This is a genomic window from Streptomyces sp. NPDC006372 (assembly GCF_040612515.1).
Taxonomy (GTDB): domain Bacteria; phylum Actinomycetota; class Actinomycetes; order Streptomycetales; family Streptomycetaceae; genus Streptomyces.
In genome coordinates, this window is record NZ_JBEXQJ010000002.1 from 407,626 (window position 1) to 420,713 (window position 13,088).

A 13,088-nucleotide genomic window follows, 5' to 3' on the forward strand; every position below is an offset into this window, starting at 1 on the left:
CAGGCCTCCAACGGGCGGGCCCCCGAGGCCAGGGCCCGCAGTGGCCGAACCCCATACGGACGGGCCCCCGACAGGCGAGCGCCCGGCGGACAGGCCCGGAGTGGCCGAACCCCAGACGGACGGACTCCCGGCGTCCGGGCCCCCGGCAGGCGAGCCCCCGGCGGACAGACCCTCGACGGGCAGGCCCCCAACGGTCGGGCCCCCGAGGCCAGGGCCCGCAGTGGCCGAACCCCAGACGGACGGACCCCCGACAGCCGAGCCCCCGGCAGGCGGACCCCCGGAGGGCAGGCCGCCGGTGGCCGGGCCCGTAGCGGTCGGGCCCGTAGCGGTCGGGCCCGTAGCGGTCGGCCGTTGCGGGCGCGTCGGCGTCGTCCTTCTGTGCGCTCCCATCAGCTCACCCCCGCCGGGGTCCCGACCTCGCCGGTTCGCTTCAGCTTCTGCCAGCGCAGTCGGCCGCCGGTGAGGGCGGTGACGCAGGAGTGGATGAGGACGAGGTACATCATCTGCCGGTAGGCCAGCTGCTGGAGCGGCATCATCAGCAGGTAGCGGTACTTCTCCCGGTCCAGGCGGAAGGCGTAGGCCGCGCACAGGAGCTGCACGCCCAGCACGGCGCACCACGCGAGCAGGGCGGCCTTCAGGTCGATGAAGATCATCGAGTAGAGGGTGAACACGTCGATCAACGGCGCGAACACCGGTGTGACGATCTGGAACAGCACCACCAGCGGCATGCCGACCCGCCCGAAACGCCCCGAAGGCCCCCGGTCCGTGAGGGACTTGCGGTGCTTCCACAGCGCCTGCATGGTGCCGTACGACCAGCGGTAGCGCTGGGACCACAGCTGCTTGAGCGACCCCGGCGCCTCGGTCCACGCGCGCGCGTGCTCCTGGTAGACGACCCGCCAGCCGGCCCGGTGCATGGCGATGGTGATGTCGGTGTCCTCGGCGAGGGTGTCCTCGCTCATCCCCCCGACCTGGAGCACCGCCTCGCGGCGGAACGCGCCGATCGCACCCGGAATCGTGGGCATGCAGCGCAGCAGGTCATACATGCGCCGGTCGAGATTGAAGCCCATCACGTACTCGATGTGCTGCCAGGCGCCGATGACGGTGGTGCGGTTGCCGACCTTGGCGTTGCCCGCGACCGCGCCGACCCGCGGGTCGGAGAAGGGCTGGACGAGCTGCCGTACGGTGTCCGGCTCGAAGACGGTGTCGCCGTCCATCATCACGACGATGTCGTGAGCGGCGTGCCGCACTCCGTTGTTGAGCGCGGCCGGCTTGCCCGCGTTGGCCTGTCGGATCACCCGCACGTTCGGCATGCCCAGCGACTCGGCGATGTCCGCCGTGCCGTCCGTCGAACCGTCGTCCACGACGATGATCTCGATCGGATGCGTGCTCCGCGCCAGCGAGTCGAGGGTGTTGGCGATGCACTCCTTCTCGTTGTACGCCGGGACGACCACGCTCACCGGCCGGGTGACCGCCGGCCCCCAGCTGAAGCGGCGCCTGTTGCGCTGCCGGTGGTGGCGGCGGGCGAGCACGAGCATCATCCCGAAGCGGCCCATGACGGCCACGCCGACCACCAGGAGGCCCACGGAGAGCGCCGGCACGGCCCATTCGGCGACGGCGACCGCGGCGATCAGGGCCTTGCCCTCGTAGAGGAGGGCGCCGGTGGCCTCGCGGTGGGCGGCCTGGAGGCGGGTCCTCCCGTCCTGAGGCACACCGGCCGGCGTCTGCTGCCGCCGCTCCATGGCCCCGCTGATCGTGGTGAAGCTGTACCCCTTCGCCCGCATATTCTCGATGTACTCCGGCAGCGCGGCGATCGTCTGCGAACGCTCGCCGCCCGCGTCGTGGAAGAGAACCGAGGCCCCCTTGTTCTTCTTCGGCGTCGCCCACTGGACGATCTTCGAGACGCCCGGCCGCTTCCAGTCGTCACTGTCGGTGTCGACGAAGACGCTGGTGTAGCCGTCCTGGCCGAGCTTCTCGTAGACGGGCCAGCTGTAGTTGTCGATGGCGTCCGTCTGCGAGGAGTACGGCGCCCGGAACAGGGTGGTCGTGATGCCGGCCGCGCCCGCCAGCGCGAGCTGCGTCTGCTCCATCTCGCGCCGGACGCGGGCGTCGCTCTGGTACGACAGGTCGACGTGCGTGAAGGTGTGGATCCCCACCTCCTCGCCCTGCTCGACCATGTCCCGCACGATGTCCGGGTGGCGCGACACCATCGAGCCGACCAGGAAGAACGTGGCGGGCACGTCGTACTTCTCGAGGATCGAGAGCACCTGGGGCGTCCAGGTCGGGTCGGGGCCGTCGTCGAAGGTGAGCGCGATGGTCTTGTCCGGGACGGAGACGGTCGTGGCCTGTCCGCCGCGGAAGGTGAGGATCGGCCCGCCGTCCAGGACGTCGTCGGGCACGTCGCCGGCGGCGGCCCCGGTGCGCACCCGCTGGTCGCCGCCGACCTCGGCGCGCAGATAGCCGTCGAGCAGCATCACGCAGACCAGCGCGAGCAGGAGCAGCAGGGCGAGGATGACGCGCGGTCTCTGGAGCGCGGCGGCCTTGCCGGCGGCCCGCTCCATCCGGGACGGGGCGCGGCGGCGGCCGCGCGAAGGGGTGGTCGTGGTCATACGGCGGCCCCCGCTCAGTCGGCGACCGCGACGGCGGAGGCCGAGGCGGACGCGGACGCGGACGGGGAGACGGAGGGGGCGACGGACGGGGACGCGGTGCGGCCGGCGGTGCCCGCTCCGGCGACCTGGGGCGGGGCGGACGGGGCGACGCTCGGCGGGGCGACGCCGGGGCCGCCGGGTCCCCCGCCCTGCGGACGGCCGCCGCCGGGCCCCGCACCCGCGAACGGAAGCAACTGCGAAGGCGTCAGCGACGTGCCCCAGCCCATGAAGGCCGCGCCGAGCACGGCCGCGTAGCCGAGGCAGACGACCCCCAGCAGGAGGCCGAACCGGCGCAGCAGTCTGGCGCGGCGTCCGGAGTTGTCAACGAACACGGGCCCTTCGGCGGATCCGTTGCCGCGTTTGCGACGGCGACCGCGAGTGGCGCGGCTTTCGATGGCAGGCTCGGAATGCATTCCCCGGACATTAGGATGCCTTTATGTGCTCTAAACTCTGGTTTTCATGTGAGAGACCCATGAGAAACGAGTCAACCTGTCCTTTCTCTGAGAGTTCTCGCGAACGCCCGCACAACGCGCCGTGATCGCCCAGCATCGTGAGACGTTTGCTGCGGGGAAACGTACTAGGGGTTTACGCCTTATGGCCTGGACCCTGATGACCTCATGAGAACGGGAGCGTGCGTGATGCGGAGTTACCGGAAACCGGCGGCGGTCGGACTGGGCTGCCTGATCGCCCTGGCCACCACCGCGTGCTCCGAACAGGGCGAGGCGGCACGCCCGGCACCTTCGATGCCGGCCGCGCCCGGCAGCAGCTCACCCCCCGCCGCGGCCGGCACCTCGTACGCCCCGTACGTCAGCGCCACGGAGGCCGCCGACACCGACTCCGCGGGCTCCCCCACCACGTACAACCTGGCCTTCGTCATAGCCGACGGCGGCGACTGCGCACCGCGCTGGAACGGCACGCACGCCATCGGCGACTCGGCGGTGAAGTCCCGTATCGCCGCGCTCAAGAAGGACGGTGGCCAGGTCCGGGTCTCCTTCGGCGGCGCCTCCGGCGAGGAACTCGCGGCGGCCTGCGACGAAGCACCGGAACTGGCGGCGGCCTACGGCGAGGCCCTCGACGCGGCCGGTGCCACCCGGGCCGACTTCGACGTGGAGGGCGACGATCTCGCCGACTCCGCCTCCATGAAGGTCCGTTCGGAGGCGATCGCGCTGCTCCAGAAGGAACGCACGGACCTGGAGGTCTCCTTCACGCTTCCCGTCATGCCCTCCGGCATGGACAAGAAGAGCCTGGCACTCCTCGCCTCCGCCAACGACAACGGCGTGAAGGTCGGCACCGTCAACCTGATGACGATGAACTACGGCGAGTCCTACGACGGTGACATGGGCGGCTACGCCCTCACCGCCGCCAAGGCCGCGCACACGCAGCTGAGGAAGGTCTTCGGCACGTCGGACGCGCAGGCCTGGCGGGGCATGGCGCTCACCTCGATGATCGGCGTCAACGACGTCGACGGCGAGACCTTCACGCTCGCCGACGCGGCCGAGGTCCGTGCCTTCGCCGAGGAGAAGGGCATCGGGTGGGTGTCGATGTGGTCGGCGGCACGGGACCGCCAGTGCGCGGCCGGCACCCCGACCGACCGGGCGGCCACCGACTGCAGTGGGGTGAAGCAGAGTTCGGGGGCGTTCGCGGAGGAGTTCGCGAGCTGACGCCCGGGCGTTCCGCTCAGCGGCGCCGGTGTACGAGCCGCCCGGCGCACACCGTGGCGACGCACTCCCCCGCCGCGTCGTACACGGCGAGGTCGGCGCGGCCGGTCGGGACGATCGCGGTGTGGCGCGCTCGGGACAGGACGGCGACGTCGTTGCGGTCGGCTGCGGACCGGAGTTCGGCCGAGTCGACGTACTCCTCCAGCACGGCCACCGCGCCGAGCTTCAGCACCTCGTGGACGCGTTCGCGCGGGCTCGGGGCGTCCGGGAGCGGGCCCTCGTGGACGCGGGCGGGGCCGAGGGTGCCGGGCCAGCGGCGCACCCGTGCCTTCGGGAACGCCTCGCGCACGTCGTCGAGTTTCCCGACGGCACCGATCCGGTCCCGTCCGACGACCACCGCACCGCCCTTGACGGGCTCGGAGTCCCAGGTGATGCGGACCGCGTCGGCCGTGTGAATGGTCTCCAACTCTGCTGCGCTGCCGATCGGTTGAGGGTGAATCGGTGGGACGGGTCAGCCGGTGCGGCTCAGTTGGGGGCGAGCAGCTTCAGCTCGGGGTGAGCCGTGCCGCCCTCGATGGCCGTGGACGAGATGTGCGAGGCCACGCGGTCGTCGACGGGATCGTTCGCCGGGTCGTCGTGGACGACGAGGTGCTCGTAGGTGGTCGACCGCTGCGCGGGCACCCGCCCGGCCTTCCGGATCAGGTCGATGATCTCCATCCGGTTGGACCGGTGCTTGGCGCCGGCGGAGGAGACGACGTTCTCCTCCAGCATGATCGAGCCGAGGTCGTCGGCGCCGTAGTGCAGGGAGAGCTGCCCGATCTCCTTGCCCGTGGTCAGCCACGAGCCCTGGATGTGGGCGATGTTGTCCATGAAGAGGCGGGCGATCGCGATCATCCGCAGGTATTCGAAGAGGGTCGCCTGCGTCCGGCCCTTCAGGTGGTTGTTCTCGGGCTGGTAGGTGTACGGGATGAAGGCGCGGAAGCCACCCGTGCGGTCCTGGACGTCCCGGATCATCCGCAGGTGCTCGATGCGCTCGGCGTTGGTCTCGCCGGTGCCCATCAGCATGGTCGAGGTGGACTCCACGCCCAGGCCGTGCGCGATCTCCATGATCTCCAGCCAGCGCTCGCCGGACTCCTTGAGCGGGGCGATGGCCTTGCGGGGCCGCTCCGGCAGCAGTTCGGCACCGGCGCCGGCGAAGGAGTCGAGCCCGGCGGCGTGGATGCGCCGGATGGCCTCCTCGACCGACACCTTCGAGATGCGGGCCATGTGCTCGACCTCGGACGCCCCCAGGCTGTGGATGACCAGCTGCGGGAAGGCCTGCTTGATGGCGGAGAAGTGCTTCTCGTAGTACTCGACGCCGTAGTCCGGGTGGTGCCCGCCCTGGAACATGATCTGCGTGCCGCCCAGCTCGACGGTCTCGGCGCACCGGCGCAGGATGTCGTCCAGATCGCGGGTCCAGCCCTTGTCGGTGTCCTTCGGGGCGGCGTAGAAGGCGCAGAACCGGCACGCCGTGACGCAGACGTTCGTGTAGTTGATGTTGCGCTCGATGATGTACGTCGCGATGTGCTCGGTGCCCGCGTACCTGCGGCGGCGAACGGCGTCGGCGGCGGCGCCCAGCGCGTGCAGCGGGGCGTCCCGGTACAGCACGAGTGCCTCGTCGGGGGTGATCCGCCCACCGGCGGCTGCGCGGTCGAGGATGGGCTGAAGGTCGGCCTTCTCGGTCACCGGGCGTCCCTTTCGTAAGGGTTGTGGACGGACCAGCCCAGCGTACGCCAGGGGCTGGTGGGCCCGGACGTCAGGCCGTGCGGGCGGGGTCGGAGGCGGGCGGGTACGGGGGCTGCGGGTATGGGGGGTACGGGTACGGGGGGTGCGGCGGCATCACCGGGGCCGAGAGACGCTGCGGCGCGCGGCGCCGGGCGAGCCACAGCACGATCGCCGCGTAGAGCAGGTCCGTGACCATGGCGGCGAGGGCCAGCTGCCAGGGCGCGTCGGCCGCCGTCTCGTCGGAGGACAGGCCGTCGACGACCGCCGCGGAGACACCGAAGGCGAGCAGGTTGTTCATCACGTGCAGGGCTATGGCCGCTTCCAGCCCGCCCGTGCGGATCGTCAGCAGCCCCGACACGACCCCGGAGACCATCAGACCGATGAAGCCCCACCGGGTGCCCCAGCCGTGGGCGGCGGCGAACAGCACGGCCTGCGGGAGCACGGCGAACCAGGGCGAGCGCACGAAGGCACCGACCGCCTGGGTCAGCCACCCCCGGAAGACGTACTCCTCGGCCGCGGCCTGGAGCGGGACGAGGAGAGTCAGCACGGCCAGGGAGACGAGGAAGGAACGCCAGCCCACCCACACGTCGGACTCACCGGTGCCCGGCAGGAAGAAGGCGGTCACCGTCAGCAGGGCGATGGGCGGCATGGCGGCCAGCAGACACCGCCCCAGCCAGCCGGCCCGCAACCGCCCGGTGACCGACGACACGGTCCCGACGGACCGCCGCCCCGGCCACAGCACGACCAACAGCACCAGCGGCAGGGCCAGGGCGATGGACACCAGATCCATGGCCGTGCTGCCGAGAGGTCCCAAGTCGACGTCACCGTCAGCTGTCTCCGGCAGATCGGCCACCATCCCGAGAACCTCGGCACCGACGAGCAGCACGAGGAGCAGCACGAGGTAGGCGCCGAAGAACAGCAGAAATCCGACCACGGGCCGCCACCAGCGATGACGGCCCGTGGTGCGGTCCAGGCGGTGGTAGGGGACGCCGGTGGGGGCGGCGGGCGGGAACGCGGTCGTCATGATCAGCATCATGACAACCGGGGTGGACCCCGGACGTCCGTCCCCAGCATGAGTACGGATTCAGCCCCAGGGGCGATCCCCCGCCACGGACCGGGGCTCCGATGAGCGGGCCCGCCACCCCGGGATCAGGCCGTGTACGCGCCCACGAGGAGCCCCAGGAACGCCCCGGCGATCAGGAACGGGCCGAACGCGATCGCCGTCTTGCGTGAGGCCCGCCGTGCGACGACGAGGGCGCCTCCGTACAGCGCGCCCAGCAGGAAACCGGCGAAGGTGCCGAGCATCACCGTCGGCCAGCCGTACCAGCCCAGTACCGCCCCTGTGCCCAGGGCGAGTTTGACGTCGCCGAAGCCCATGCCCGCGGGGTTGATGAGGAACAGGACGAAGTAGCCGCCGCCCAGGGCGAGGGAGCCGAGCAGGGCGGTCGTCCAGTGCCCGGCGTGCTCGGGCACGAGTGCGGTGAGGCCGAGCAGGGCGAGTGCGGCCCCGGCGAAGGGGAGGGTGAGCGGGTCGGGCAGGCGCCGTACGCGGAAGTCGACGACCGTGAGCAGGACCCCGACGGGCGCGAGCAGCAGCCAGACGCCGAGCTCGGGGCGGGTGCCGGTGGCGGCGGCGAGGGCGGCGCAGACGAGGGCCGTGGCGATCAGCAGGGGTGCCGTACGCGGCCCGTCTCCGCCCCCCTCGCACTCCGGGCACGCGGCGCGCCCCAGCCAGCCCTTGAGGGCATGGCCGTCGGGGCACCGCCCGTGCCAAGGCTCCCCCGCGGGAGCCGAGAACCGGTAGGCGGCACGCGGCAGGAACGCACCCGCCGCCGCACCCCACAGCGCGGCGGCGAGAACGAGCAGCCCGGTGTTCATCCCACCGCGGCGATCGCGTCGCGCCAGGTCGGCAGCAGCTCGTCGAGCAGCGCCTCGGTGCGCGGCGGCAGGCCACGGGCCCCGCTGCGGCCGATGAGGTCGGTGGCGAGCCCGGTCAGCCGGTCCGTGTCACCGGTGGCGTGGGTGGCGCGCAGCAGCTCGTGCCAGAGCCGCTCGTCGGTCGGGGCCGTCCGCAGCGCGGCGTTGAGGGCCTCGATGGCCTTCTCCGCCCGGTTCTTCTCCATGTGGAACTCGCACAGCGCGAGCCCGGTGTCCGCGACGAGCAGCGGCAGCTGGGCGTCGACGATCTCGTGGCCGAGCCACCGGTAGCGGCCCTCGGGCCGGTCGGCGAGCAGCGGCCCGCGCACCAGCACGAGCGCGTCGGTGAGCAGCCGCCCGCGCACGGCCCGGCTGCCGGCCCCACTGCCCTGCGTGGCCTCGTGGTAGAGGGACCGCAGCACGTCCAGGTCGGAGACGACGGACTTGGCGAGGGTGAGCCGCCCGGTGCCGTCCCGGCCGAGGCGGGGCGTGCCGTCGGGGTCGGCGCCGAGCCAGTCGCGCAGCCGGTCCAGCAGCGCGTCCCGTACGTCGTCGGTGACGCCGCGCGGCCACAGCGCGGAGGACAGCACACGCGGGTGCACGCCCTCGCGGTGCAAAAGCAGCAGGGCGAGCGCCTCGTGGAGCAGCGCGCTGCGCTCCCCGTCCGGGGTGTCGAGCCCGATGATCTCGTACGGCCCGACGAGCCGGGCGTAGACGGCCGGCCGGCCCTGCTCGCTGATGTCGACGAGGAACGGCGGGGTGGTCGCGGGCCCGTCGGTCTCGCGCTCGGGGTCGGCCTCGACGAACAGCTCCACCACGGCGCGCTGTTGGGTGGCGGGCAGCAGCTGGGCGTCGAGTTCGAGCCCGAGGAGCGGCGCGAGCAGCTTGCCCTGGCCGGTGATCTCCATCTCCCAGGCGGCGCCCGGCAGGTCGCCGGTCTCGGTGCCGACGAGGTAGCCGATGCCGAGCCGGCCCGCGTCGGCGGCGAGTTCGGCGAGCTTCACGGCGTCCTCGGCGGACGGCTGGGCGGCGAGCAGGACCAGGTGCGGGGCCCAGCGGGTGTGCTGGGCGGGCCCGGTACGGCCGGTGAGGACGGAGTCGTGCCCGGCGGCACCGAGCGCCCCGCGCCGCTGCCGCGTCTCGGCCTCCATGGTCTCGACGAGCGCCTCGATGTCCTCGAGGTGCCGGATCCGGTTCGGCGCGAGCGGGGTGAGGTCCTCCCCGAAGCCGACGAGCGTGATGGTCATGCGGTCGGACCAGCCGTTGGTCGCCAACTCGGCGGCGACGGACGCGAAGACGGCGGCCCGGTCGGCCTCCCGGCCGGAGAGCGAGACGATGCCGGGCACCGCCTCCAGGTTGAGCAGCAGCCGCGAGTCGTCCATGGTGCCGAGGCTGACGAGCCCCGGGTAGGGCGCGGCCGTGTCGACGTCCTCGTAGCGCTCGGCGTCCGTGCGGGCCAGCATCCAGAAGGTCTGGTCCTGACCCTGCTGCCAGGGGGCGGGCGGCTTCCCGGCGGGCTGGGCGAGCTGGAGGTGCAGGTCGCCGTTGCTCAGCCAGGCGGCGTACACGACCGGCAGGGCCCGCGACTCCTCGGCGAGGGAGGCGGCGAGACCACGCAGGGACCGGTCGAGCAGCCGTACGCCCTCGGGGTCGGCGCCGACGAGCAGCGCGTCCTGGACGTCCTGGGCGTCGCCGGTCGGCGTGGGCGGCTCCATACCGCGCCGCCCGCCGACCGACCCGAACGCCGACTGCCACAGCGCCTGCCGGCGCCGGCGTCCCAGGGCGCCGAGGAGACCGGCGGCGAGCAGCGGGGCGGCGAGGAGGGCTTCGGGGAGGCCGAAGGAGCTGCCGGACTCGGCGTCGACGCCGGTGGCCTGCTGGTGGCCGGAGCCGTCGGGCCGCTGCTGGTCCGGGAGGGACACCTGGGCGGCACCGCCACCGGTCTGCTGGTGTCCGCCGCCGGCCTGCTGGTGGCCCCCGCCGCCCTGGGCGTGATCGCCGGTCTGGGCGTAGTCGGAGATCTGCTGCTGCACGTCCGGCGAGACATCGGGCGCCTCGTCGGGCATCTCGACGAGCTCGCCGCCGCGGGCGTCGCCCGGCATCTCCATGATCCACCCGGGCCGGATGAGACTGGCCTCGGAGAGCTTGGAGCCGTCCGGCTGGATGCGGTCCTTGTTGAGCTCGAAGATCTCCTTGTAGCGGCGCCCGTCACCGAGGTGCCGGTCCGCTATCTCCCACAGGGAGTCATGGTGACGTCCCTCGGGCGGCTGGATCCGGTAGTACTTCGTGTCGCCCTGCTTGGCGGTGCTGCCGCCGGCTTCGGCGTGGGCGGCGGCGTGCGAGGCCTGCTCGGCGAGGGCGGACGCGGCACCGGCGGCCTGCTCCTGCTGCTGGGCGAAGAGACCCGGCGTCTGCTGGGCCGCGGCGACGGTGGGCCTCTGGTTGGCGTCGTAGCCGCTCTGCCCGAGCTGCGACAACCCGGGCGTGAAGCTGGCGGCGGTGGCGCCGACGAGCAGCAGCGCCGCGACGAGCTGCCGGGCGAGCAGCTGACTGGGCCCGGCCCCCGGCACCCGCCCCGGCACCCCGACGCCGGACAGCGCGGCCTTCATCTCCACGAGCACGCAGGCGGTGAACTGGGCCCACGCGAGCCACACGACGACGGTGAGGATGTTCAGGAACGTGTGGACGGTGATCTCTTGCTGCAGCCAGTCGAGGCTGGGCACGCCGTTCGGCAGCGGCCACCCGATCTGCGTGGCCAGTGCGCCCGGCACGCCGACGAGCAGCACGGCCAGCGCGACGAACGCGAAGAACGCCTTGACGAAGTCCCCGAACGACCGCCGCCGGATCCGCACCGGCTGCGGCGTCCGGTTCCTCGGAGCCGTGGTTCCCGTCGTACTTCCCGTTCCCGTCGTACTTCCCGTCGAGCTTGACGAGCTTGAGGTGCGGCGTCGTGGCATGGCGGGTGTCCTGGGGTCGTGTGTGGAGTGCCGTGAGGCGGGCTGTGAGCGGAGAGGTGTGCTGAGCCTACAGAGATCTTATGGACTCTTTTTGAGGTCGTCGAAGGCTGGACGGAAGTGACCCCGGTGACGTCCGATTTGCCCCCGTAGCCACGCGCGCCCACTGGCGAGACCGCTCACCAGGGTCACTCCCTTCGCGAGCGCTACGCACACTCCTCACGCCCCCCACACAATCAACCATGTTCACTCGAGGGGCCAACTCCCGCCCCTGATAGCTTCGTTCCCTGTTGCACACGCCGAACTTCGGGGGAGACGCCGTGGCCCACCGCGCCCTGACCACCACAGCCGCCGCCTTCGCAGCGACGGCGGCCCTTCTGCTCACCGCGTGTGGCGGGAGCGGCGACGACACGTCGCAGGACGACATCAAGGGCGCGGACGCGGGGCCGAAGAGCCCGTCCGCGTCCGCCTCCGGCCCCGCCGCGGCCGACCGCCCGGACGTCAGCGTCCCGAAGGACCTGAAGCTGGTCTTCGACTTCGACGAGCCGTCCGACACCAAGCAGGCGGCGGCGCTCGGCGACGCCGAGAACTACATCCGCGCGCTGAAGCACGGCATCGCCGAGCAGGATCCGGAGGATCCGGCGTACCGGTTCTACTCCGGCGCTCAGGCCTCGCAGTACGCCAAGTCGCAGATCGAGTCCTGGGTCAGGGGCGGATGGACCGTCACCGGGACGGACAAGTACTACGACGAGGACATCACTCCCCTGAAGGACAGCAAGAGTCTCCTCGTCTCGTTCTGCCGGAACCAGGCCAAGTTCTACGGCAGGGAGATCAAGTCCAAGAAGGTCCTCCACACCGAGGAGAGCCTGGACAGTTACCAGTCGTGGAAGCTGCTCATGATCCCCCCGTCCGGCTCCTCGCAGGTCTGGAAGACCGGCAACGTCGAGGTCGTCGGGAAGGCGAAGCAGTGCCGATGACGTCATCCGCACGGCGGGCAGCGGGCTGGGGCGCCACCATGGGCGCGGCCGCGGTGCTGTGGACCGGCGGCACCGCTCACGCCGACGCGCCCACGGGAGACACCACCGCGCCCTCGACTCCCCCTCCATCGGGCGGCGCGAACAACCAGGAAGTGTCAGCCGCCGTCTCCAGGATCAGGGTCACCCAGGAGGGCGGCTCCACGGGCGGGAAGCAGGGCACCCTCTCGTCGACGGACGTGACCTGGGAACCCCCGCCCTGCTGGTACGAGCCCGTCATGACACCGGAGCAGCTCAAGAAGTTCTCGGAGTCCGGCGACGCGCTCGGACAAGTCAGCCCCCATGCCTCCTGGGGCGGCCAGAAGCTGTGGACGGACCACTACCGGGACGGCAAGGACGCCTACAACTACGAGGACGAGTCCCTGGTCACCCGCAAGGGCTACAAGAACTACAACCTCGGCAAGGACGGCTACTTCTGGCGCGGAGTGGCCCGCGACCAGGACTCGTACGACTGCGAACGCGTCATGTTCTGGCAGGACGCCGGCGAGATCCCCGAAGTGCCGAACGCCCCCACCGCCGAGACCCTCGCCGACTACGCCTACGACAAGGTCAAGGTCCCGGACACCAAGGTCGAACTGAAGCCGGAGGCAAAGTCGACGGTCAACCTGCCCACATGGGTCTGGCTGGACAAGGGCACCTTCAAGGACGTCAAGGTCCGCGCGGAGCTCCCGAACACGGACCTGTGGGCGGAGACGACGGCCAAGCCGGTCGCCCTCCACCTGGATCCGGGCACCGAGGACGCCGAAGTGTTCCCCGCCTCCGGCGACTGCGAGATCAACGACGACGGCAGCATCGGCACCCCCTACATCAAGGGCAGCGCCGACAAGACCCCACCCTGCGGCATCCGCTACCTCCACGCCACCGACGGCACCCCCTACCAGCTCTCCGCCGGCATCACCTGGCAGATCACCTGGCAGGGCTCGAACGGCACGGGCGGCGACCTCCCCGACGGCACCTTCGAGACGACGCAGGACATGAACGTCCAGGAAATCCAGTCGATCAACCGCTGAGACGCCCCGTGGGGGTCAGTGGACCAGCGCCGACCGTGTTCGCAACCGCCACGTCACACTCCTCACCTTCCCCACACAATCCACCACTGCCTCTCATGGGTCGGCG

Annotated in this window: 10 protein-coding genes; 3 read left to right on the plus strand and 7 right to left on the minus strand. The window is 71.6% G+C overall.

The annotated features are described in order from the left end of the window. Positions 1 to 389: 389 nt before the first annotated feature. Positions 390 to 2,606 carry a bifunctional polysaccharide deacetylase/glycosyltransferase family 2 protein gene (locus tag ABZ016_RS06320; protein ID WP_356915355.1) on the minus strand — a complete coding sequence of 739 codons (2,217 nt, stop codon included), beginning with the start codon at positions 2,604 to 2,606 and terminating at the stop codon, positions 390 to 392. 14 nt (positions 2,607 to 2,620) lie between these two features. Continuing rightward, the gene (locus tag ABZ016_RS06325; RefSeq protein WP_356915356.1) at positions 2,621 to 3,058 is read right to left on the minus strand and encodes a hypothetical protein; all 438 of its coding nucleotides are present in this window, start codon (positions 3,056 to 3,058) and stop codon (positions 2,621 to 2,623) included. A 225-nt stretch (positions 3,059 to 3,283) separates the two neighbouring features. Between ABZ016_RS06325 and ABZ016_RS06330 the strand changes: the two genes are divergently transcribed. Next, positions 3,284 to 4,306, plus strand: coding sequence for a chitinase (locus tag ABZ016_RS06330; RefSeq protein WP_356915357.1), 1,023 nt, complete (start codon positions 3,284 to 3,286; stop codon positions 4,304 to 4,306). 16 nt (positions 4,307 to 4,322) lie between these two features. On the opposite strand, the gene ABZ016_RS06335 is transcribed toward ABZ016_RS06330, so the two are convergent. The 5 genes from ABZ016_RS06335 to ABZ016_RS06355 form a co-directional block, all read right to left on the minus strand. Continuing rightward, positions 4,323 to 4,769, minus strand: a complete 447-nt coding sequence (locus tag ABZ016_RS06335) for a hypothetical protein (RefSeq protein ID WP_356915358.1) — start codon at positions 4,767 to 4,769, stop codon at positions 4,323 to 4,325. A 59-nt stretch (positions 4,770 to 4,828) separates the two neighbouring features. Next, positions 4,829 to 6,028 carry a cyclic dehypoxanthinyl futalosine synthase gene (gene mqnC, locus ABZ016_RS06340; RefSeq protein WP_356915359.1) on the minus strand — a complete coding sequence of 400 codons (1,200 nt, stop codon included), beginning with the start codon at positions 6,026 to 6,028 and terminating at the stop codon, positions 4,829 to 4,831. 70 nt (positions 6,029 to 6,098) lie between these two features. Continuing rightward, on the minus strand, positions 6,099 to 7,091 hold the full coding sequence (locus ABZ016_RS06345; RefSeq protein WP_356915360.1) for a CPBP family intramembrane glutamic endopeptidase: 993 nt from the start codon (positions 7,089 to 7,091) through the stop codon (positions 6,099 to 6,101). 125 nt (positions 7,092 to 7,216) lie between these two features. After that, positions 7,217 to 7,945 carry an A24 family peptidase gene (locus ABZ016_RS06350; protein WP_356915361.1) on the minus strand — a complete coding sequence of 243 codons (729 nt, stop codon included), beginning with the start codon at positions 7,943 to 7,945 and terminating at the stop codon, positions 7,217 to 7,219. Beyond that, positions 7,942 to 10,941 carry a BTAD domain-containing putative transcriptional regulator gene (locus ABZ016_RS06355; protein ID WP_356915362.1) on the minus strand — a complete coding sequence of 1,000 codons (3,000 nt, stop codon included), beginning with the start codon at positions 10,939 to 10,941 and terminating at the stop codon, positions 7,942 to 7,944. Before ABZ016_RS06355 ends, ABZ016_RS06350 begins: the two co-directional genes overlap by 4 nt. A 317-nt stretch (positions 10,942 to 11,258) precedes the next feature. Here ABZ016_RS06355 and ABZ016_RS06360 point away from each other — a divergent pair, with 317 nt between their 5' ends. Beyond that, a complete protein-coding gene (locus tag ABZ016_RS06360; protein ID WP_356915363.1) occupies positions 11,259 to 11,915 on the plus strand; it encodes a hypothetical protein in 657 nt (218 codons plus the stop codon). Continuing rightward, positions 11,912 to 12,982 (plus strand): hypothetical protein, encoded by a 1,071-nt coding sequence (locus ABZ016_RS06365; RefSeq protein ID WP_356915364.1) that lies wholly within the window; start codon positions 11,912 to 11,914, stop codon positions 12,980 to 12,982. The genes ABZ016_RS06360 and ABZ016_RS06365 overlap by 4 nt, the downstream gene beginning before the upstream one ends. Positions 12,983 to 13,088 lie beyond the last annotated feature (106 nt).